This window comes from Kribbella sp. NPDC048837 (genome assembly GCF_055586945.1).
Window position 1 is genome coordinate 1,429,442 of sequence record NZ_JBVJHF010000002.1, and the last position, 20,793, is coordinate 1,450,234.

The following is a 20,793-nucleotide window of genomic DNA, read 5'->3' on the forward strand; positions in this document are numbered from 1 at the left end:
GTGTGCACTACCCGGGGGATGGGACACTATCCGTAGTGCGTACGGTCAGCATCCGCTGGGCGCACAAGATCGGACGGCAAGGAGCCAGGCGTGGCAGACGGTAACCGGACGATGAGAGGTCGGGTCCTCATCGTCGACGACGACACTGCGTTGTCGGAGATGCTCAGCATCGTGCTGCGCAACGAAGGCTACGACACTTATCTGTGTGCGACCGGTGACAAAGCGGTACCGGCGTTCCGCGAGTTCAAACCGGACCTGCTGCTGCTCGACCTGATGCTGCCCGGGATGGACGGGATCGACGTCTGCCGGGCGATCCGGGCCGAGTCCGGCGTACCGATCGTGATGCTGACGGCCAAGAGCGACACCGTCGACGTCGTGCTGGGCCTGGAGTCCGGCGCGGACGACTATGTCGTCAAGCCGTTCAAGCCCAAGGAGCTGGTGGCCCGGATCCGGGCCCGGCTGCGCCGGATGGACGAGCCCGGGCCGGAGTCGCTGACCATCGGCGACCTCACCATCGACGTGGCGGGGCACTCCGTGAAGCGGGCCGGCGAGACGATCCAGCTGACGCCGCTGGAGTTCGACCTGCTGGTCTGCCTGGCCTCCAAGCCCTGGCAGGTGTTCACCCGCGAGGTGCTGCTGGAGCAGGTCTGGGGCTACCGGCACGCGGCCGACACCCGGCTGGTGAACGTGCACGTCCAGCGCCTGCGCTCCAAGATCGAGAAGGATCCTGAGCACCCGGAGATCGTGGTCACGGTCCGCGGGGTCGGTTACAAGGCGGGTGCGGACTGATCGAGTACGGACGCGACCAAGAGTCGCCGGCTGTCGTCGAAGCTCCGGCCACACCGGGTCCGGAGCAGCAGCCGCAGGCCCCTCCCGAGCAGGAGGTGGCCGAGTCCCGTGGGACGGAGCTGGAGCTGACCGCCGCCGCGGCGGACTGGCCTGCCTACCCACAGCCGCTCTGGCGGACCCACCCCCGGCACTGGCCGGATCTCTGGCGCCGGTCCATCCAGGCCCGGATCGTCACCGGCACTCTGCTGATGTCGACCCTCGTCCTGCTGCTCGTCGGCTGGGTGATGATGAGCCAGGTCACCGACGGCGTGCTCGAATCCCGCCGTACCAGCGCGCAGGCGGAGGCGGTCGCCCAGCTCACCCAGCTGTCCAACACGATCAACGCCGCCGACCGCAACAAGATCAACCAGCAGCTGTCCGAGCTGGTCCTCGGCTCCAACCGCCCGGGTCTGTACGACGTCCTGCTGGTGCCGACCGACAGCTCGAACTCCAACGCGATCCGCTACACCGGCCTGGTCGACAGCGACTCGATCCCGCAGCCGCTGGCGTCCTCGGTGACCAGCGACGACTCCAAGCTGTACGACACCTACACCCAGATCAACTACCGCGACGGGCCCAGCGTCCCCGGCCTGGTGATCGGCTCCCAGCTCCGGATCAACTCCACCAACGAGCGCTACGCCGTCTACTTCCTCTTCCCGCTCACCGCGCAGCAGGAGACGCTCGACGTCGTCCAGCGCGCCCTGGTGACCGCGGGACTGCTGCTGATCGTGCTGCTCGGCGCGGTGGCCTGGCTGGTCACCCGGCAGGTCGTCACCCCGGTCCGGATGGCGCGGCGGATCGCGGAGCGGCTGGCGGCCGGCAAGCTCGAGGAGCGGATGCAGGTCCGCGGCACCGACGACCTGGCCCGGCTGGCGGTCTCGTTCAACAAGATGGCGAGCAACCTGCAGCGGCAGATCCGGCGGCTGGAGGAGCTGTCCCGGCTGCAGCGCCGGTTCGTCTCCGACGTCTCGCACGAGCTGCGGACGCCGCTGACCACGGTCCGGATGGCCGCCGATCTGCTGCACGAGAGCCGCGACCAGTTCGACCCGATCAGCCGCCGCTCGGTGGAGCTCCTGCAGAACGAGCTCAACCGGTTCGAGGAGCTGCTCGCCGACCTGCTGGAGATCAGCCGGTTCGACGCCGGCGCGGCCGCCCTCGACCTGGAGGACGTCGACCTGCGCGACATCGTCGGCCGCGTCCTGGAGAACCACGAGACCCTGTTGCAGCGCAAGGGCTGTCCGGTCGAGCTGGACATGCCGGATCCGTGCCGGGCCCAGGTGGACTCGCGCCGGATCGAGCGCATCCTGCGCAACCTGATCGGCAACGCCATCGAGCACAGCGAGGGCCAGCCGATCCGGATCAGCACGGCGCACGACGAGGACGCGGCGGCGGTGGCCGTCCGCGACCACGGCGTCGGCTTCCGGGCCGAGGAGGCCGAGATGGTGTTCAGCCGGTTCTGGCGGGCCGACCCCGCCCGGGCCCGGACCACCGGCGGGACCGGCCTCGGCCTGTCCATCGCGCTGGAGGACGCCCGGCTGCACGGCGGCCGGCTGGACGCCTGGGGCTCACCGGGCGAGGGCGCGTACTTCCGGCTGACCCTGCCGCGCCGGCCCGACATCCCGCTGACCGGATCGCCGTTGCCGGCCCGCCCGGCCGACGCGAGCCGGGTCGTCACGGAGCTGGTCGACGTGGGAGCGCCGTACCAGAAGCTGAGCGGGGGTGACGACCGGTGAGGCGGAAGCTGTTCGCGCTCCTGCTGGCCGTGCTGCTCCTGGCCGGCTGCGCGACGGTGCCGACCAAGGGCACCATCCGCAGCGGCAGCCGCCAGGGCCTGGCCCCGGAGCTCGGCGGCGTCGGTGTGGAGGCCAAGCCCCCGAAGGACAACCTCAACGACATGCAGGTCGTGAGCGGGTTCCTGGAGGCCATGTCGGACTCGCAGGCGTACGACGTCGCCCGGCAGTACATGACGCCGGAAGCCGCGGCGGCGTGGAAGCCGGAGTCGCAGACCGTGGTGTACGACCAGCAGCCCGACGGGCTCTCCCGGCAGGCCGGCGGGATCAAGCTGACGGCCCTGAAGATCGCCACCATCAACGACCGCGGCGAGTGGATCCCGGCCGCGACGAACGCCAAGGCCGACTTCGTCTTCAAGCTCGCCAAGGTGAACGGGCAGTTGCGGGTCGCGTCGGCGCCGCCCGGGGCCTACCTCGGCAGCAACCAGGTGGACCTCAAACTCGCCCCGCGGGACCTGTACTTCTTCACGCAGTCCCACGACATGCTCGTCCCCGACCCGGTCTACCTGCCGCTGAACCTGTCCTCCGGGCAGGCCGCGACCCAGCTGATCCAGGAGCTGCTGAAGGGCCCGACCAGCCGGCTGGGCGGCGGCGCGGTCTCGCTGGCGCCGCCGGGCACTGAGGTCCAGGTGTCCGTGCCGGTCGAGTTCGGTGTCGCGACGGTGGCGCTCAACGACACCGCCGGGACACTCCGGGAGCAGGACCGGCGGCTGCTCGCGGCGCAGATCGTCTGGACGCTCAACCAGATCAGTCTCCGGGTCAAGATCACCGTCGGCGGCGCACCGCTGCTGCCGGACGACCCCGACGTGCTCCCGTTCTCGAACTTCAGCCAGTACGACCCGTCCGTCCCCGCCGGCGCGCTGACCGACCTGTACGGCCTGAAGTCGAAGAAGGTGCAGCGGATCGTCGGTCTGGACGGATCGTCGGAGATCGCCGCCCAGCCGCTGAACTCCAGCCAGCTGTACCAGTACGACGCCGACTCGTTCGCGGTGAACCTGCACGGTGACGCCGGTGCGATCGTCACCACCACCAAGGCCGGCGACGAGGTGGTCGCGTACGCCAAGCTGGACGCGACCGACAAGGCCGACGCGGTCAAGCCGATCCCGGTCGACGGCCGGGTGCTGCCACCGACCTACGACAACCAGGACAACCTCTGGATCCTGGACAAGGCCGACAGTGCCGAGCCCCGGCTCCGGGTCCGCAACCGCGACGGCGACGTCAGCACGGTGAAGACCAGCTTCCACGGCGATTCCCCGGTGGTGCTCAAGATGGCGCCGGACGGGGTCCGGGCCCTGATGGTGATGAAGTCCAAGTCGACCGGGCAGAACTACGTGCAGACCGGAGCGGTCCAGTCCGCCAGCAGCGGCAAGCAGCTGGTGCTCGGGCAGTTCCGCCAGCTCCGGCTGCAGCTCACCAACATCACCGACGCGGCCTGGAACAAGCAGGGCATCCTGGTCGTCGGCCAGAGCATCACGGGCAACAACCCGACCCGGCTGCCGTGGCTGGTCAACTCCGACGGCTCCCGGCTGCAGCTGCTGCCCGGTTCACCGCCCGGGTTCATCGCCAAGACCGTCGCGTCCAACCCGAACAAGGACACCCTGCCGGTCATCGAGGACGTCGAAGGCAGGGTGCACTGGCTCAGCCGCGACCTGCTGTGGACGCCGATGGACGCCGACGAGAAGGACCCGCCCCTCGTTCCGGTCTACCCGGGCTGACGAGTTCCGGTCTACCCGGGGCCGAGGACCGGGTTCCACAGGCCGGGGTTCCACGGGCGGGGGTCCACCGGCCGGGTTTTCCACAGGTCGGTGGTCCGGCGGTTGCGGACGACCGGTCGGTACGCCGATCGTGGGTGCGGTGCCGGCCCGGGACGCGTTCGTGGATCTCGTCCTGGGCGGTCGCTGCGCGGGCTGCGAGCGCCCGGGTGTCACTCTCTGTAGTTGTTGCCGGAAGCTACTGACGGGTCTGACTCCGTTCCGTGCCTGGCCCGACCCGAGGCCCCCCGGACTGCCTCCGCCGACCGCGAGTGCGCCGTACGCCGATGAGCTGCGGCGGCTCGTGATCGCCCACAAGGAGCACGCCCGGTACGCCCTGGCCCGGCCGCTCGGCGGTGTCCTCGCAACCGCTGTGGTGGGCGCCCTGGGGGACCGCCGGGGCGCCTGGTTGTGCCCGGTTCCGTCGGCGCCGGCGACCGTCCGGCAGCGCGGGCACGACCCGTTGCGGCGTATCACCAAGGCCGCGGTCCGATCGCTGCGCAGGCAGGGGATCGAGGCCCGGATCGCCGACGCGTTGCGGGTCGTCCGGCGTCCCGACGACCAGGCCGGCCTGTCCGCGGAACGCCGTACGGCCAACCTGGACGGGGCTTTCGGGCTTCGTTCGCGCTGGGCTGAAACGCTGACGGCTCAGCCGGTCCTGCTGGTCGACGACGTGATCACCACCGGTTCCACGCTCGCGGAGGCGTGCCGCGCCTTGGAAAACGGGGGAATTCCGGTCCTCGGCTGCGCCGTGCTGGCCGCGACCCGGCGGTTCTCGGCGTCTGGTTCATGAGAACTTCCCTACCGGTTTTCGCCGAAGCCGACTAGCGTTGGCCCATGACACCCGCAGGGGCTTGTCGGGCAGTGATGTGGTGCAGGGCCGGATCAGCCGGAATCCTCACCACGAGCTCCGACCGGCTCGACCGCGGGTGTCTTCGTTTCGGGCGCCCCAACCGCAACCGACACAGCGAGAAGGAGTCAGTTTTCAGCTCTGACGGGGGTGCGGAGACGTAACAAAGAGTCGCCGATCGATGGAGGTTTCCGTGGACGTCGTTGTCAAGGGTCATCACTGCGAGGTCAGTGACCGCTTCCGGCAGTACGTCGAGGAAAAACTCGAGCGAATCGAGAAGGTCGATCACCGAGTACTGCGGTGCGAGGTGGAAGTCAGCCAGGAGAAGAACCCGCGACAGCACGATCGGGCGATGCGTGTCGAGCTCACCATGTACACCAAGGGTCCGGTGGTCCGCGCCGAAGCGTGCGGTGAGACCAAGCAGGCGGCGTTCGACGTCTGCCTGGACCGGCTCCGGGCCCAGGTCCGCAAGGCGGCCGACCGGCGCCGGGTGCACCGGGGTGAGCGTTCGCCGGAAGGCCTGCGGCACGTGAACGCGAAGCAACCAGTGGAGAACACCGCTCTGGAGGAGACAGTCGCCGAGGACAAGGTGGCGACGTACAAAGTCGGATCGCTCACGGTCACCGGCGATGGCCCGCTGGTGATGCGCGAGAAGACCCACACCGCCAAGCCGATGTCCCTGGACCAGGCGCTCTACGAGCTCGAGCTGGTCGGACACGACTTCTATCTGTTCGTCGACGCCGACGAGAACCAGCCCAGCGTGGTGTACCGCCGCCGCGGCTACGACTACGGCGTCATCCGGCTGGCCGTCTGAGCCTGCCCGGCCGAACAGTGTGATCTTGGGAGGAGCGCAACAGCAGGGGCCGGGCCGCAGAGCCCGGCCCCTCGGTCTTTCCCCGCCGCGATGACAGTCTTGTCATACCTCAGCACGTGTGTTCCCCCCGCGTGCCCGGCGGCGTAGTTTTCCAGCGTCATGTCCCGCCACCGAATCTCCGAGCGCGTACATGGCCCGCTGTCCCGCCTCGCCTGGTTCCTCTGGTACGCCGCGGTCCTGCTGGTTCCGCTCTTCCTCACGTGGGGGGTGATCGGGCCACCGGACGCCAATCCGGGCGCGGCTGTGGTCCTCAGCGCCGGCCTGGTCGGCTTCTCCGCGCTGGTCGTGGCGGTCGTCCTTCCGGCCCGGTTGTCCTGGCTGATCGCGGCCTTCGGGATCGAGACCGTGCTGGCGGTGCACCGATTGATCGCGCTGATCGCGGTCGTGCTGGTGATCGTTCACCTGGTCGCGGTGCTGTTCGTGGATCCGCGGGGACTGTCGATCCTCGATCTCGCGCACACCACCTGGGCGGCGCGCGCGGCGGTCACCTCGACGATCGCGCTGGTCCTGGTCGTCGTCCTCGCGCTGCGCCGTCCCCGCCGCCAGCCGCGGTACGAGGGCTGGCGGCTGGTCCACAACGGGCTGGTGGCGATCGTCCTGGTCGCCGCCTGGCTGCACGTCTGGTGGCTGCGGCACCTCGTCTCACATCCGCTGCTGGCCGCGTGGTTCGTCGGCAGCGGGCTGCTGGTGGCGGGTCTGGCCGCGCGCCGCTGGATCTGGCTGCCGATCCGGTCCCGCAAGCACGCGTACGTCGTGGTGTCGGTGCGGGCCGTGCCGGGCGACGGCGTGACGCTGGTGATCCAGGCCGACGGTCATGCCGGTCTGCGGTTCGACGCCGGTCAGTTCGTCTGGCTCAAGATCGGCTCGACGCCGTTCGTCTTCGAGGAGCATCCGTTCAGCATCGCGTCGACCGCGGAACACCCCGAGCGAATGGAGTTCACCATCAAGGCGCTCGGCGACTTCACCGAGTTGCTCGGCGCGCTCCGGCCGGGGCGCCGGGTCTTCCTGGACGGCCCGTACGGCGGGTTCACGATCGAGGGGCGCGAGGACGCACCGGGATTCGTGCTGATCGCGGCGGGCGTCGGCATCACCCCGCTGCTGAGCATGCTCCGCACCCTGGCCGATCGCGAAGACCGCCGGCGGCACCGGCTGATCGTCGCGGCGCGCACCGAGGACGAGCTGATGCTCCGGCCCGAGATCACCGCGCTGCGCACCCGGCTCAACCTCAGGGTGGTCGAGGTGCTCAGTCGCCCGCATCCTGGCTGGCAGGGGGCGACCGGGCGGATCACCAGGAGCTTCCTGTCCCGTGAGTTGCCACGCCGCCCGCAGCGTCTGGAGTACTTCGTCTGCGGCCCGCAGCCGATGGTCAGCGCGGTCAGCCGGGACCTGTCCGGTCTCGGCGTACCACTCCGGCGGATCCACACCGAGCGCTTCGGCGCTGTCTGACCGTGGGGCCCGGGCTGCCTCGCCCGGGCCCCACGTGACGGCTTCTACCCGCCGATCTGGGACTGGAGCTCGGCAGCGTAGGTGGCGACCTCGGCGTAGACGCCCGGGCTGCCCGCGTCCGCGCAGCCGACGCCCCACGAGACGACGCCGAACAGGCGGCCGTTCAGGACGAGCGGACCGCCGGAGTCACCCTGGCAGGAGTCCTTGCCGCCGTCCTCGTAGCCGGCGCAGATCTCGCCGTCCGCGGTGTAGCCCTCGCTCGCGTACGCCTGCTCGCAGTAGGCGTCGCCGAGGACCGGTACGTCGACCTTCTGGAAGGTGTCCTCCGGTCCGGTGCCCTCCGTCGAGCCCCAGCCGTAGACGACCGACGCCGCTCCGGCCGCGTCGGCGGCCTTGTCCGTCTCGAGCGCCAGCGTCGGTACGCCGTCGAACGGCGTGGCCAGCGTCATCACGGCGACGTCGTGACCGGGCTGCTTGCCGTACTCGGGGTCCACCCAGATGCTGCTGATCTTGGACTCCTGGCCACCTGAGTCCGTGAGCACGTCCCGGCCCTGGATCGCTGTGTAGGTGCCGGCCGCCTCCTGGGCGCAATGCGCGGCGGTGACGATCTTGTCGGCCGCGACCAGCGTCGAGCCACACCACTGACCGCTTGGCGAGGGGGAGCCGCTGTTGTTGAGGGCGATAGCCCAGGGGGTGTCCGCGGTGTGGGCGACGGTGCCGCCGACGATCCGGGTCTTGGGTCCGTCCGGCGACTGCGCGGCCGACGCGGAGCCGGCCACCGCCACCGCACCGAGGGACGCCGCGGTCAGTACGCCGGCCGCCAGGGCGGCCCGGACCAACTGCTTTCTTCCTGTCATGCCTCACTCCAGGTTGATAGGGGCCACACGGGCGGCGTGACCTCCTCGCAGCGTCCCTTGAACACCCTCCGTAGCGCACCTCCCACTTGCGGTAACTCCCGGGTTATGGCCGGGTTTCTGTCGGAGGCGCCCGGCAGAATTCGATGCGTGACTACGCAGGTGTTGTCGACGGCTCAGGCTCGGCGGGTGGCGCTGGCGGCGCAGGGGTTCATGGATCCCCGGCCGAAGGGCGTGCCGGACGCGCGGGCATTGGCTCGCGTGCTCGGCCGGATCGGGCTGATCCAGATCGACTCCGTCAACGTGCTGAGCCGGGCGCAGTACCTGCCGTTGTACTCGCGGCTCGGGCCCTACCCGCGCGACCTCCTGGACCGCGCGTCGGGCAAGGCGCCGCGGCGCCTGGTGGAGTACTGGGCGCACGAGGCGTCCCTGATCCCGGTCGAGACGCACCCGTTGATGCGCTGGCGGATGGCCCGCGCGACGACCGAGGCCTGGGGCGGCCCGCGGTCGATCGCCGCGCAGCGGCCGGACCTGGTCAAGCAGGTGCTCGCCGACGTCCGCGACCACGGTCCGCTGACCGCCCGCGAGATCGACGACGACGTCGAGCGGGACCGGACCAACTGGGGCTGGAACTGGTCCGACGTGAAGCGTGCCCTCGAGTTCCTGTTCTTCGCCGGGGAGATCACGGTCGCCCGGCGTAACCAGCAGTTCGAGCGGATGTACGACGTTCCCGAGCGGGTGCTGCCGCCCGCCGTCCTGGCGACACCGACGCCGTCCGTGGCCGAGGCACACCGAGGGCTGGTGTCGATCGCGGCCAGGGCGCACGGGGTGGCGACCGCGCAGTGCCTGAAGGACTACTTCCGGACGTCGCCGGAGCCGACCGCGCAGGCGATCGCGGAGCTGGTCGAGGAGGGCGAGCTGCTCCCGGTCCGGATCGACGGGTGGAAGCGGCCGGCGTACCTGCACCGGGACGCGCGGCTGCCGCGGCGGGTGAACGCGCGGGCCCTGGTCAGCCCGTTCGACTCGCTGGTCTTCGAGCGCACCCGCACCGAGGTCCTGTTCGATTTCCGGTACCGCATCGAGATCTACGTCCCGGCCGAGAAGCGCCTCTACGGGTACTACGTCCTCCCCTTCCTGCTCGGGGACCGGCTGGTCGCCCGGGTGGACCTCAAGGCGGACCGGACGGCGGGCGTGCTGCTGGTCCAATCGGCGCACGCGGAGCCGAAGGCCCCGGTGGAGACCGCGGACGAGCTGGCCGCCGAGCTGGTCCAGCTGGCCGGCTGGCTCGGGCTCGACCAGGTCCGGGTGGCCGGGGGCGGTGACCTGTCGCCTGCGCTCAGTGACGCCCTCCGAGGTTTCTGACGGAGCAGCGGGAACTTTCCGGCCCGCCTGAACGTGGGTCCGATAAGCCCGGCGGCACGCATCCGGCGTGGCTTGGCGCACCCAGCCCCGTACCATGGGTGTCGCGCGCCTGCCCGAGGGTGGAACGTGCTCTTAGGCGTCGCCCGCTTCCAGGCTCAGCAGCAAGGAGAGAACTCCCCACCATGAAGGTGATCGACAAGGTCCTGCGGATCGGCGAGGGCAAGATCCTGCGTCAGCTCCAGGGCATCGCGAAGATGGTCAACTCGATCGAGGACGACTTCGTCGGCATGTCCGACGAGGAGCTCCGTGGTCAGACCGCGGAGTTCAAACAGCGTCACGAGAACGGGGAGTCGCTCGACGCGCTGCTGCCGGAGGCCTTCGCGGTGGTCCGGGAGGCCGCCAAGCGGACCTTGCACCAGCGGCACTACGACGTCCAGATCATGGGTGGCGCCGCGCTGCACCTGGGCAACATCGCCGAGATGAAGACCGGTGAGGGCAAGACGCTCGTCGGTACGCTGCCGACGTACCTGAACGCGTTGTCCGGCCGCGGCGTGCACGTGGTCACGGTGAACGACTACCTGGCCAAGTTCCAGGCCGAGTGGATGGGCCGGGTGTACCACTTCCTCGGCCTCGACTACGGCGTGATCCTGCCGGAGATGTCGCCCGCCGAGCGGCGGATCGCCTACAGCAAGGACATCACCTACGGCACCAACAACGAGTTCGGCTTCGACTACCTGCGCGACAACATGGCGGGCAGCATCGAGGACTGCGTCCAGCGCGACCACAACTACGCGATCGTGGACGAGGTGGACTCGATCCTGGTCGACGAGGCCCGGACCCCGCTGATCATCTCCGGCCCGGCCGAGGACTCCCAGCGCTGGTACGTCGAGATGGCCCGGATCGCGAACACGCTGAAGCCGCGGATCGCCGACGACAAGGTGCCCGAGGACCAGCGTCCGGTGGCCGACTACGAGGTGGACGAGAAGAAGCGCACCGTCGCGATCCTCGAGCGCGGGATCGAGAAGGTCGAGGACCGGCTCGGCATCGACAACCTGTACGAGTCGGCCAACACCCCGCTGATCAGCTACCTGAACAACGCGCTGAAGGCGAAGGACCTGTTCCGCCGCGACAAGGACTACGTGGTCGTCGACAACGAGGTGCTGATCGTCGACGAGCACACCGGCCGCACGCTGCACGGCCGCCGCTACAACGAGGGACTCCACCAGGCGATCGAGGCCAAGGAAGACGTCGAGATCAAGGAGGAGTACCAGACCCTCGCGACGATCACGCTGCAGAACTACTTCCGCCTCTACGACAAGCTGGCCGGCATGACCGGTACGGCGATGACCGAGGCGGCGGAGTTCTCCAAGATCTACAACCTCGGCGTGGTGCCGATCCCGACCAACAAGCCGATGGTCCGCAGCGACGAGCGGGACCTGATCTTCCGCACCGAGGATGCCAAGTTCGACGCGGTGGTCAAGGACATCGTCGAGGTGCACCAGACCGGTCAGCCGATCCTGGTCGGCACGACCAGCGTGGAGAAGTCCGAGCGGCTCTCGGCCCAGCTGCGCAAGGAGAACATCGCGCACGAGGTGCTGAACGCGAAGCAGCACGCCCGGGAGGCGGCGATCGTCGCGGAGGCCGGCCGCAAGGGCGCGGTCACCGTGGCCACCAACATGGCCGGCCGTGGTACCGACATCATCCTGGGCGGCAACCCGGAGCACCTGGCCGACAAAGACCTGCGGGCCCGTGGCCTGGACCCGGCGGAGACCCCGGACGAGTACGAGGCGGAGTACCCGAAGGCGCTCGAGCAGTTCGAGAAGCAGGTCAAGGACGAGCAGGTCGAGGTCCGCGAGGCCGGCGGTCTGTACGTGCTCGGCACCGAGCGGCACGAGTCCCGGCGGATCGACAACCAGCTCCGTGGCCGCTCCGGCCGGCAGGGTGACCCGGGCAAGTCCCGCTTCTACCTGTCGCTCGAGGACGACCTGATGCGGCTGTTCAAGCGCGAGATGGTCGACTGGGCGATGTCGCGCAACAACGACGACAGCCAGCCGCTGGAGAACAAGGTCGTCACCAAGGCGATCGCGTCGGCCCAGTCGCAGGTCGAGGCGCAGAACTTCGAGACCCGGAAGAACATCCTCAAGTACGACGACGTGATGAACCGGCAGCGGCACGTCGTGTACGACGAGCGCCGCCGGGTGCTCGAGGGCGCGGACCTGCGCGACCAGGTGCAGGACATGCTCGACGAGACCGTCACCGGGTACGTGCAGGGCGCGACCGCGGACGGGTTCGCCGAGGACTGGGACCTGGACGCGCTGTTCACCGCGATGAAGACGCTGTACTCGACCGAGCTGACCGAGGAAGAGCTGATCGAGGAGGCCGGCGGCGAGAAGGCCGGCCTGACCCAGGACTTCCTGGTCGAGCGGTTCATCGAGGACGCCAAGGCGGCGTACGAGCGGCGCGAGGAACTGCTCGGTGAGGACGCGATGCGTGAGCTCGAGCGTCGGGTCGTCCTGAGCGTGCTGGACCGCAAGTGGCGCGAGCACCTGTACGAGATGGACTACCTGCGCGAGGGCATCGGCCTGCGCGCGATGGCGCAGCGCGACCCCCTGGTCGAGTACCAGCGCGAGGGCTACGACATGTTCGCCGCGATGATGGAGTCGATCAAGGAGGAGTCGGTCGCCTTCATCTTCAACGTCGAGGTGGACGTCGAGGCGATGCGCGCCGAGATGGAGCTCGCCGCCGAGGCGGACGCGGCGGTGAACATCGACCTGGAGGGCGAAGGCCTCGAGGGCCGCCGGATCGAGGACATCCTGACCCCCGGTGCGCCGGTGGCGGAGTTCCCGGGCCGGGTCCAGGACGAGGTGCGCCCGCGGGACACCCCGCGGTTGCGGGCCAAGGGGCTGACCGGCGACAGCCGTCCGCAGCGCCTGTCGTACTCGGCCCCGACCATCGACGGTGACGACGAGGTCGCGGTTCGCCAGGAGGCCGTCGAGGAGGGCGCGCTGCAGTATGCGGGCACCCCGCGCAACGCCGCCTGCCCGTGTGGCTCGGGCAAGAAGTACAAGCGCTGCCACGGTGACCCGGCTTCGGACGTCTACAAGTTCTGAGCCGAGCCGTGTGGCTGACGGAGACGTTCGGCCTGGGCGTGCCCGTGGTGGGCGCGCCCATGGCCAACGTCAGCGCCGGCAAGCTGACCGGCGCGATCTCGGCGGCGGGCGGCCTCGGCATGCTCGGTGCCGGGTCGGCGGTGACGGCCGACTGGATCCGGACCGAGGGCGCGGTCGCCGCGGCGAGCGGGAAGCCGTACGGGATCGGGCTGATGGCCTGGTCGGTGAAGGAGCGGCCTGAGCATCTCGAGGCGGTGCTGGAGCTGAAGCCCGCGCTGGTCTCGCTGAGTTTCGGCGACTACACGGCGTACGTCGGTCCGCTGCAGGAGGCGGGCATCGTCGTCGCCACACAGGCCGGGACGGTCGCCGACGCGCGGGAGGCGATCGACGCCGGCGTCGACGTGATCGTTGCCCGGGGCGCCGAAGCCGGTGGGCACGGCCGAAACGAGGTCGCCACACTTCCTTTGCTGCAAGCGATCCTGGACCTCACCGATCTCCCGGTGCTCGCGGGTGGCGGGATCTCGGGACCGCGCGGGCTGGCCGCCGTCCTGGCCGCCGGTGCCGCCGGCGGCTGGATCGGTACGGCGTTCCTCACCTGCGCCGAGGCGCTCACGGCGGAGCCGGTCCGGCAGCGGGTGATCGAGGCGGACGAGACCGACACCGTCTACGGCACGGTCTTCGACGCGGCGTCGCGGGCCGGCTGGCCGGACGAGTTCGGTGGCCGGGCGCTCCGCAACGCGTACTTCGACACCTGGCAGGGCCGCGAGGAGGAGTTGAAGACCGACGACGCCGGCCACGCCGACTACGTCGCCGGGATCCGCGCCGCCGACCCGGCCCGCGCCTCGATCTACGCGGGCCAGGGTGTCGGCGCCCTCACCGGCACCCCGACCGCCGCCGAGGTCCTCGACGGCTTCGCGACCTACCGCAGCTACTTGACCGCCGCCTTCAACGACGGCGCCAGGTAATTGCTGTGAGCAACCACCATCTCGTTGCACAGCTCCCAGATCCGCTCGACCGGTAGCGCGCCCGCGGTGGCCGGGTCGACCATCACGGCCTGCCGGATCGCCAGCGGATCCTCTTCGACTGCTGCCTTGACCACCAGCTCGGCCACGTTGAGATAGGACCGGTTGAGCGCGGCGCACTGCGCCGGCAGCGCGCCCACCGAGGTCGGCTGCACGCCGGAACCGTCCACCAGGCAAGGAACTTCGACCGCCGCGCCGGCCTGCAGGTTGCTGATCAGACCGGTGTTCGGCACGTTGCCGTAGATGGTTCGCGGCGTCCCGGTGACGATGCTGTGGATGACCTGCGGCGCGTACTCCATCGTGCCCTCGACCGTCACCGGCTGGCCGGCCTTCAACGCGCTCCGCGTCTGTTCGTACGTCGCCAGGTTCTCCTCGACGATCCCGAGGTACTCACCCACGGGCAGCCGTAACCGCTCGATCTCGGCCGGATGCGACAGGTACCACGGCACGTACTCCGACGAGTGCTCACTCGTCTCGGTCGGATAGAACCCGAGCCGCCGGTACATGTCCACCCGGACCCGTCGCAGCAACTCGGGATCGGCCGCTATCGCCGCGTCCAGGCGCTCGTACAGGTTCTCCGCGCCGCGCTCGAATCGGAGCACCCACGACTGGTGGTTCACCCCGGCGGCGAGGTAGGTGACCTCGTCGTACGGTACGCCGACCAGCTCGGACAGACCCTGCATCGTCCAGTAGACCGAGTGGCACAGCCCGACGGCCTTGCGGACGCCGAGCGCGGCCAAGTACGAAACGTTCATCACCATCGGATTGGTGTAGTTCAGCAGCCACGCGTCCGGGCACACCTCGGCGATGTCCTCGGCGAGCCCGCGCAGCACGGGGAACGTCCGCAGCGCGCGGAACACCCCGCCGACGCCGAGGGTGTCCCCGATCGTCTGCCGGATCCCGTACCGGGCCGGGATCTCGAAGTCCGCCCGGGTCGCCGCGTTCATCCCGACCTGGACGATGTTGATGACGAAGTCCGCGCCGTCCAGCGCGGACCGGCGCTCCAGGTGTGCGGTGATCCGCGGAGTCACCCCACGCTCCCGAGCGATGTACGCCGCCGCGGCGGCAGCTGTGTCGAGTCGCTCGGGATCGATGTCGTGCAAGGCGATGTGCAGCGGTCCCAGGTCGAAGCTGAACAGGTCGGCGAGCAGGCCTTGGGTGAAGACCACACTGCCCGCGCCGATGAAGGCGATCTTGTTCATGACGTCACGCTCTCGATGGCCAGGTCCCAATCAGGCTGGGCCGCGGTGCCTCCGGCGGCTCGGGTGGACAGTGATCCGCAGGCCGTGGCGATCGCCAGGGCTCGCTCGGTGCGGGATCCGTTCAGCACGGCGGCCACCCAGCCGGCGTCGAAGCTGTCACCGGCACCGACCGCGTCGACGACGTCGACCTTGAGCGCCGGGGCGGTGGTCACCTTGCTGCCGTTGTGGGCCAGGGCGCCGTCCGCGCCGTTCTTCACCACGACCAGCGGTCCCCGCCGGGCCAGAATGCCCGCGGCGTCCTCGACCGCGTGATGACCGGTCAGCGCCAGCGCCTCGGCGGTGTTCGGCAGGAAGTAGTCGGTGACGCGCAGGATCGGATCCAGGATCATCCGGTCCCAGCGCCCGGCCGGATCGTCGTTCGGATCGAGCGACGTCGTCGCCTTCGCGGCCTTCGCCTCCTTGAACAGCGCCGCCAGCCCGGCCGCCAAGGCCGGCAGCAGATAGAACGACGTCTCGTGTACATGCCGCACCGATCGCAGCAACGCCTTCGGTGCGTCGTCCGCCGAAATCGCCGGCAGACAACCAGGGGAGGTGAGGATCGCCCGATCGTCACTGGAGGTCAGGACCGTGGTCAGCGGCGTCGGCAGGGTGTTGTCGACAATCAGCGCGTCGACATTCACCCCGCGGTCAGCCAGCGCCGTACGCACGAAGTCGCCGGCGGAATCGTCACCGACGCGCCCGGCGAAGGCGACGCTGAGGCCCAGCCGGGCCGCGCCGCACGCCATGATCGAGGCCGAGCCGCCGAGGACCAGAGAGCCGTTCGGAACCAGGCGTTCCCGCTGGCCGAAGAGAATGGGTTGGTCGACGGGCCCGATCACCACATCCGGGTTCGCGTCGCCGATCACCAGTAAGTCGAAAGTCATGTCATCCCTTGAGTCCGGTGGAGGCCAGTGAGCGGATGAAGGCCTTCTGGGCGAAGAGGAAGCCCAGGAGGACCGGGAGGACCGTGATGACGTTGCCGGCCATCACGGCGGCCCACTGGGTGTGGTGCTGGCCCTGGAACGTGGTCAGGCCGAGCTGGAGCGTGTAGGTGGTGTCGGTGTTGATCGCGATCAGCGGCCAGGTCAGGTCGTTCCAGGTGGCCAGGAAGGTCAGGACGGCGACCGTGCTCAGCGCCGGCCGGGCCAGCGGCAGCACGATCGAGATCAGGATCCGCAGCCGCCCGCAGCCGTCGAGCCAGGCCGCCTCCTCGAGCTCGCGCGGCAGTGAGACGAAGAACTGGCGGAAGAGGAACACCGACAACGGGGTCACCAGCGACGGGATGATCAGCGCCCCGAGGGTGTCGATCAGCCCGAGCTCCTTCATCACCAGGAACGTCGGGATCATCGTCAGCTGGAACGGGATCACCATGGTCGCGAGCATCAGCCCGAGCACGATCTTCGACCCGGCGAACCGGATCCGCGCGAACGCGTACCCGGCGAGCGAGCCGAGGACCAGGTTGGCCGTCACGGCGACCGCCGACACGATGAACGAGTTGACGAACCAGCGCGGGAACAACGCGTTGCCGAGCACATAGCGATACCCGTCGAAGCGGATCGCGCTCGGAATCAGCGCCGGTGGGAACCGATTGATCTCGGCGTTGCTCATCACCGAGCTGACCAGCAACCAGACCAGCGGCAACGCGAACAGGATCGCGAGTGGCGCGAGGACGAAATGCCAAGCACTGAAAGGCAATCTCTTCATCGAGCAGCCGCCCTCCGCCGGTAGAGCTGCAAGGCGACGCCGATCACGAGGAGAGCGACCGCCAGCGTGTACGCCGCGGCCGCGCTGTAGCCGGCGGTGAAGACCTTGAACGCCTTCTCCCAGATGAAGTACACGATCACCGTCGTCGATCCGAGCGGCCCGCCCTTGGTGGTGACGAAGACCAGGTCGAACACCTGCAATGCGTTGATGGTCTGGAACAGCAGCAGGAAGATCGACACCGGTGCCAACGCGGGCAGCGTGACATGCCGCAGCACGCCCCAGCGTCCGGCGCCGTCGATCCGCGCCGCCTCGACCAGGTCGCTCGAAACCCCTTGCAGCCCGGCGAGATAGACGATCACGCAGAAGCCGATCCCGCTCCACAACGAGATCGCGACCAGCAGGTACAACGCCTGCCCCGGATCACTGAAGAACCCCTGCGCCGGCAGCCCGAGCTTGTGCAGCACCGAGTTCGCGACGCCGAACTCCGGATCGAGGACGAACGAGAACAGCACGCCCTGCGCCGCCGCGGACACCACGAACGGCACGAACACCAGCGTCCGGTAGAGACCGATGAACGCGATCTTCCGATCCAGCGCGATCGCGATCGCCAGCCCGGCGACCACGCTCAGCGGCACGTAGAGCGCGGTGTAGATCAGCGTGTGCTCGACGGCCGCACCGAAGGCCGGGTCCTTCATCAGCGCCTTGTAGTTGGCCAGCCCCACCCACTCGCTCGGCGAGACCAGGTCGTTCACCTGGAACGACAGCAGCAACGACCACACCACGGGTACGACGCTGAGCCCCAGGATGATCAGCACCGCCGGGCTGACGAACGCCCAGCCCGTCGCGCCCTCACCCCGGGCCCGCCGCTTGGCCGCGGCCCGGCTCCGGGGATCGATCGTGAACGTACCGACCACACTGGTCATCAGCTCGGCACCGCCAGCACCTGGTTGCACTGGTCAACGGCCTGCTTGACGGCATCCGCAGGACTCTGCTTGCCCAGCAGGACGGCGGCGATCGCCTGACCGACGTGCTGCGAGATCTGCGGGTACGTCGTGATCGTCGGCCGGACCTTCGCCGTGTCGAGTGCCTTCACGAACACGTCCAGACCGTTCGTCTCGGTCGAGTGCTTCTTCCACTGCGGGAGCTCGGCCGTGGCCTTGGTGATCGGGAGGCTGCCGCCCTCCATGTCCCACTGGATGTCCTGCGCCGGCTCGGCCATCCAGGTGACGAACTCGGTGGCCGCCTTCACCTTCGCCTTGCCGTTGTCGAACACGGTCCAGGTGTCCGGACCCGAGATCGTCACCGGCTTCCCGGAGTACGACGGCAGCGGCACCACGCCGTACTCGAGTCCGTTGTCGATGAGCTCGGGGAGCTGCCAGGGGCCGGTGGCGACCATGCCCATCCGCCCGCCGAGGAACACCTGGTAGAGCTGCTCGCTGCCCGGCTTCGGGTCGACGTACAGTGACTTGTCGGTGCGCAGCCGGTCGAGGGTGCCGAGGGCCTGCTCGCCGACCTGGTCGAAGCCGACCTTCTTGCCGTCGCTGCTGACCACGTCGCCGCCGAGGTCCCAGATCATCGGCCAGATCCGCCAGACCGTGTCCTCGTCGCCGACGCCGGGCCAGCCGGTGCCGAAGACGCCCTTCGCGGGGTTGGTCAGCTTCTGCGCGGTGGTGACGAAGTCGTCCCAGGTCCAGCCGGCCTTGGGCTCGCCCAGGCCGGCCGCGGCGAACAGCTTCTTGTTGTAGACCACGCAGAGCGAGTCGAGCAGCGCCGGTGCCGCCCGGACCTTGCCTTTCACGCTGACAGCGTCCTTCGCGGCCGGCCAGTAGTCGTCGATCTTCAGCGCGCCGGTCAGGTCGGCGACCTTCGGGCTCTTGGTCAGGCTGGCGAGGTCCGACCCGAAGATGTACGCCACATCCGGGTAGGACCCAGCCGCCAGGCCGGCAGTGACCTTCTGCAGCATGCTGTCCGCGGTGACCCCGCCACCGCCGCCGACCACCTTGATCTTCGGGTGCGACGTGTTGAACTCCTTGATCAAGGCATCGATCGCCGCCTTGCCGGTGTCGACCTGGCCGTGCCAGAGGTCGACGGTGACGACGCCGTTCGGGTCGGCGCCTTCGTCGTCGTTCTTGCCGCAGGCGCCGAGCGTTCCGACGGCGGCGGTCGCCGCCGCGGCGCGCAGGAGGTCACGACGGGACAGAGTTCGAGCATGCTGAGACATGACGGTCTCCAAGGCAGGTGAAGGGATGGAGCTGATTCAGCAGGTCTTGCGCACGTACCCGGAATCACCGGGGACGGAGACGTCGACATCGCGCTGGACGATCGTCAGCGTGCTGCCGAACTGCGAGCAGGCGGTCCGCCGGCCCTTGTCGGTGTACTCGATCACGATCACGTTGTTGCCGAAGGCATCGACGTAGTCGCCGCACTCGTCGTACTGGCCGCACTCCTCGGCGACCGCGAAGTCCAGCCCGACGGCCCGCCGGTCGCCGGCCAGTTCGACCGTGTTCTTCTGCGCGATGGCCAGGCTCTTCGCGTGTGCGTGGGTGGCCAGCAGCGTCAGGTACGCCTTGGCCTGGGCCGCGGTGAGCAGCTTCTTCGACCGGGTATAGCTGTCGTAGTTGTCCGGCTCGATCGCCTTGTAGCCCTTCGCGGCGCAGCCGTCGATCCAGCCGTTCACCTTGGCGGCGACCCGGGTGCGCTTGTCCGCCGTCCGCAGGTCCAGCAGCGGCTCGCCCCAGTCCTCGTCGATCACCAGGTTGCCCTTGGCGTCGCGGAGCAGCAGGTCGGACGCCCACTGGCCCTGTTCGCCGGGCTGGACCTGGAAGGCGTTCACGTAGCAGATGTTGTACAGGCCCGCGGCGGGTGCCGCGGTCCGGTCGCGGGTGACCACCTGGACGCCGGCGGGCGGGGTGTAGGCGCCGCCGATCTGGTAGTCGAACTTGGCGTGGGTCGGTGGCAGCGTGACGGCCGCGTCGGCCGCGGTGCGGGTCAGCAGGGCGGCGGTCGCGGCGAGGGCGGTGGTTGCGGCCAGCGTGGCCAGAGCCAGACGGCGAGCGAGGTTGGACACGATTGCTCCATCGGTCCCGGGGACGCGACCCCGCCTCGGGCTGTGGTGGATCGAGCGGCCCTGGCGCCTGAAAACCGGACTCCGGACCTCGTCGGCCCGCTACCGGCTGGGTGCGTCACTGCCGACCAAGTCAAGCGCCGCGGCGTCCGTCCGTCAAGGCAAACCTGCAAACAAGTGCGCGAATTCCGCCTGATAGCGCGGCACTGCGCAGAGGAAGTGCGGGGGAAGGTCGCGGGAAGGCGGCCCTCCTAGCGTCCTCGGCAGACACCTGCGGGAGGCCGGTGCGAACCAGGGAGGACCCATGACCACGACTACCGACAAGCCGCGCCGCAACGGCGTGGACACGGCGACGCTGTTCGCGACCATCGACGCCGTCAAGGGCCAGAACGAGATCGCCAAGTTCCAGTTCCGCGCGAGCAACACCTGGGTCTCGGGGACCCACAGCCGCTCCACCGCGTCGGACTTCTTCGGCGCGATGCAGGAGATGCGGCACAGGACCGACACCGTGCTCGAGTTCGACCACCCCGAGGTCCTGGTCGGGACCGACCACGGGCCGACGCCGGTGGAGTACCTGCTGCACGCCATCGCCGCCTGTCTGACCGCCGGCGTCGCCAACGTCGCCGCGGCCCGGGGCGTGCAGCTCACCAAGGTCACCTCGACCGTCACCGGCGACATCGACCTGCTCGGGATCCTCGGCCTGTCCGACGGCTCGGTCCGCAACGGGTACGAGCAGATCCGGGTCACCTTCGCGATCGAGGGCGACGCCGACGAGGAGACCCTGCGGGCTGTCGTCGAGCAGTCCCGGCGCCGCTCGGCCGTGTACGACGTCCTCGCCAACCCGACGCCCGTCGCCATCGACGTCGTCTGCAACTGACCACCGCCGGCCGGCATCTG

At 69.3% G+C, this 20,793-nt stretch carries 17 protein-coding genes; 10 read left to right on the plus strand and 7 right to left on the minus strand.

Going from position 1 to position 20,793, the window contains the following annotated elements; translation table 11 throughout:
- The first annotated feature begins 111 nt into the window (after positions 1-111).
- The 6 genes from mtrA (at position 112) to ACZ6O0_RS14845 (ending at position 7,539) form a co-directional block, all read left to right on the plus strand.
- Positions 112-789: an MtrAB system response regulator MtrA gene (gene mtrA, locus ACZ6O0_RS14820; RefSeq protein WP_131345780.1), complete on the plus strand. Its 678-nt coding sequence runs from the start codon at positions 112-114 to the stop codon at positions 787-789.
- A 95-nt stretch (positions 790-884) separates the two neighbouring features.
- Positions 885-2,561: an MtrAB system histidine kinase MtrB gene (gene mtrB / locus ACZ6O0_RS14825; RefSeq protein ID WP_465765401.1), complete on the plus strand. Its 1,677-nt coding sequence runs from the start codon at positions 885-887 to the stop codon at positions 2,559-2,561.
- Positions 2,558-4,333: an LpqB family beta-propeller domain-containing protein gene (locus tag ACZ6O0_RS14830; protein ID WP_465765402.1), complete on the plus strand. Its 1,776-nt coding sequence runs from the start codon at positions 2,558-2,560 to the stop codon at positions 4,331-4,333. Before mtrB ends, ACZ6O0_RS14830 begins: the two co-directional genes overlap by 4 nt.
- A gap of 340 nt (positions 4,334-4,673) precedes the next feature.
- Positions 4,674-5,162 (plus strand): ComF family protein, encoded by a 489-nt coding sequence (locus ACZ6O0_RS14835; protein WP_465765403.1) that lies wholly within the window; start codon positions 4,674-4,676, stop codon positions 5,160-5,162.
- A 250-nt stretch (positions 5,163-5,412) separates the two neighbouring features.
- On the plus strand, positions 5,413-6,033 hold the full coding sequence (gene hpf, locus ACZ6O0_RS14840) for a ribosome hibernation-promoting factor, HPF/YfiA family (RefSeq protein ID WP_465765404.1): 621 nt from the start codon (positions 5,413-5,415) through the stop codon (positions 6,031-6,033).
- A gap of 159 nt (positions 6,034-6,192) precedes the next feature.
- Entirely contained in the window at positions 6,193-7,539 is a 1,347-nt protein-coding gene (locus tag ACZ6O0_RS14845) for a ferredoxin reductase family protein (RefSeq protein ID WP_465765405.1), read from the plus strand.
- Positions 7,540-7,583: 44 nt separating this feature from the next.
- Here ACZ6O0_RS14845 and ACZ6O0_RS14850 read toward each other — a convergent pair whose 3' ends face one another.
- Complete coding sequence (locus ACZ6O0_RS14850) at positions 7,584-8,396, minus strand: S1 family peptidase (protein ID WP_465765406.1); 813 nt, start codon at positions 8,394-8,396, stop codon at positions 7,584-7,586.
- Between the two features lie 105 nt (positions 8,397-8,501).
- Between ACZ6O0_RS14850 and ACZ6O0_RS14855 the strand changes: the two genes are divergently transcribed.
- From ACZ6O0_RS14855 to ACZ6O0_RS14865, 3 genes are all read left to right on the plus strand, one after another.
- A complete protein-coding gene (locus ACZ6O0_RS14855; protein WP_465765407.1) occupies positions 8,502-9,755 on the plus strand; it encodes a winged helix-turn-helix domain-containing protein in 1,254 nt (417 codons plus the stop codon).
- A 182-nt stretch (positions 9,756-9,937) separates the two neighbouring features.
- Complete coding sequence (gene secA, locus ACZ6O0_RS14860) at positions 9,938-12,865, plus strand: preprotein translocase subunit SecA (protein ID WP_465765408.1); 2,928 nt, start codon at positions 9,938-9,940, stop codon at positions 12,863-12,865.
- A 59-nt stretch (positions 12,866-12,924) separates the two neighbouring features.
- Positions 12,925-13,830 (plus strand): NAD(P)H-dependent flavin oxidoreductase, encoded by a 906-nt coding sequence (locus ACZ6O0_RS14865; RefSeq protein WP_465765409.1) that lies wholly within the window; start codon positions 12,925-12,927, stop codon positions 13,828-13,830.
- On the opposite strand, the gene melA is transcribed toward ACZ6O0_RS14865, so the two are convergent.
- Genes melA through ACZ6O0_RS14895 form a run of 6 tightly spaced genes read right to left on the minus strand, consistent with a single transcriptional unit; the run spans position 13,794 to position 19,899 of the window.
- Positions 13,794-15,089: an alpha-galactosidase gene (gene melA, locus ACZ6O0_RS14870; protein WP_465765410.1), complete on the minus strand. Its 1,296-nt coding sequence runs from the start codon at positions 15,087-15,089 to the stop codon at positions 13,794-13,796. The two genes, ACZ6O0_RS14865 and melA, sit on opposite strands and share 37 nt — an antisense overlap.
- On the minus strand, positions 15,086-16,012 hold the full coding sequence (locus tag ACZ6O0_RS14875) for a carbohydrate kinase family protein (protein ID WP_465765411.1): 927 nt from the start codon (positions 16,010-16,012) through the stop codon (positions 15,086-15,088). The genes melA and ACZ6O0_RS14875 overlap by 4 nt, the downstream gene beginning before the upstream one ends.
- A 1-nt stretch (position 16,013) precedes the next feature.
- Complete coding sequence (locus tag ACZ6O0_RS14880) at positions 16,014-16,832, minus strand: carbohydrate ABC transporter permease (protein WP_465765412.1); 819 nt, start codon at positions 16,830-16,832, stop codon at positions 16,014-16,016.
- On the minus strand, positions 16,829-17,755 hold the full coding sequence (locus ACZ6O0_RS14885) for a carbohydrate ABC transporter permease (RefSeq protein WP_465765413.1): 927 nt from the start codon (positions 17,753-17,755) through the stop codon (positions 16,829-16,831). Before ACZ6O0_RS14885 ends, ACZ6O0_RS14880 begins: the two co-directional genes overlap by 4 nt.
- Positions 17,755-19,053, minus strand: a complete 1,299-nt coding sequence (locus tag ACZ6O0_RS14890) for an ABC transporter substrate-binding protein (RefSeq protein ID WP_465765414.1) — start codon at positions 19,051-19,053, stop codon at positions 17,755-17,757. The genes ACZ6O0_RS14885 and ACZ6O0_RS14890 overlap by 1 nt, the downstream gene beginning before the upstream one ends.
- Before the next feature lie 36 nt (positions 19,054-19,089).
- A complete protein-coding gene (locus ACZ6O0_RS14895) occupies positions 19,090-19,899 on the minus strand; it encodes an endo alpha-1,4 polygalactosaminidase (protein WP_465765415.1) in 810 nt (269 codons plus the stop codon).
- Positions 19,900-20,200: 301 nt separating this feature from the next.
- Between ACZ6O0_RS14895 and ACZ6O0_RS14900 the strand changes: the two genes are divergently transcribed.
- Positions 20,201-20,773, plus strand: coding sequence for an OsmC family protein (locus tag ACZ6O0_RS14900; RefSeq protein ID WP_465765416.1), 573 nt, complete (start codon positions 20,201-20,203; stop codon positions 20,771-20,773).
- Positions 20,774-20,793: the final 20 nt, after the last annotated feature.

Coding starts and splice junctions, on each gene's coding strand:
- melA (WP_465765410.1), bottom strand. CDS start 15,089: ATGAACAAGATCGCCTTCATCGGCGCGGGCAGTGTGGTCTTCACCCAA.
- mtrA (WP_131345780.1), top strand. CDS start 112: ATGAGAGGTCGGGTCCTCATCGTCGACGACGACACTGCGTTGTCGGAG.
- ACZ6O0_RS14855 (WP_465765407.1), top strand. CDS start 8,502: ATGGCCGGGTTTCTGTCGGAGGCGCCCGGCAGAATTCGATGCGTGACT.
- ACZ6O0_RS14900 (WP_465765416.1), top strand. CDS start 20,201: ATGACCACGACTACCGACAAGCCGCGCCGCAACGGCGTGGACACGGCG.
- ACZ6O0_RS14875 (WP_465765411.1), bottom strand. CDS start 16,012: ATGACTTTCGACTTACTGGTGATCGGCGACGCGAACCCGGATGTGGTG.
- ACZ6O0_RS14880 (WP_465765412.1), bottom strand. CDS start 16,832: ATGAAGAGATTGCCTTTCAGTGCTTGGCATTTCGTCCTCGCGCCACTC.
- secA (WP_465765408.1), top strand. CDS start 9,938: ATGAAGGTGATCGACAAGGTCCTGCGGATCGGCGAGGGCAAGATCCTG.
- ACZ6O0_RS14845 (WP_465765405.1), top strand. CDS start 6,193: ATGTCCCGCCACCGAATCTCCGAGCGCGTACATGGCCCGCTGTCCCGC.
- ACZ6O0_RS14850 (WP_465765406.1), bottom strand. CDS start 8,396: ATGACAGGAAGAAAGCAGTTGGTCCGGGCCGCCCTGGCGGCCGGCGTA.
- ACZ6O0_RS14890 (WP_465765414.1), bottom strand. CDS start 19,053: ATGTCTCAGCATGCTCGAACTCTGTCCCGTCGTGACCTCCTGCGCGCC.
- ACZ6O0_RS14865 (WP_465765409.1), top strand. CDS start 12,925: ATGGCCAACGTCAGCGCCGGCAAGCTGACCGGCGCGATCTCGGCGGCG.
- ACZ6O0_RS14885 (WP_465765413.1), bottom strand. CDS start 17,755: ATGACCAGTGTGGTCGGTACGTTCACGATCGATCCCCGGAGCCGGGCC.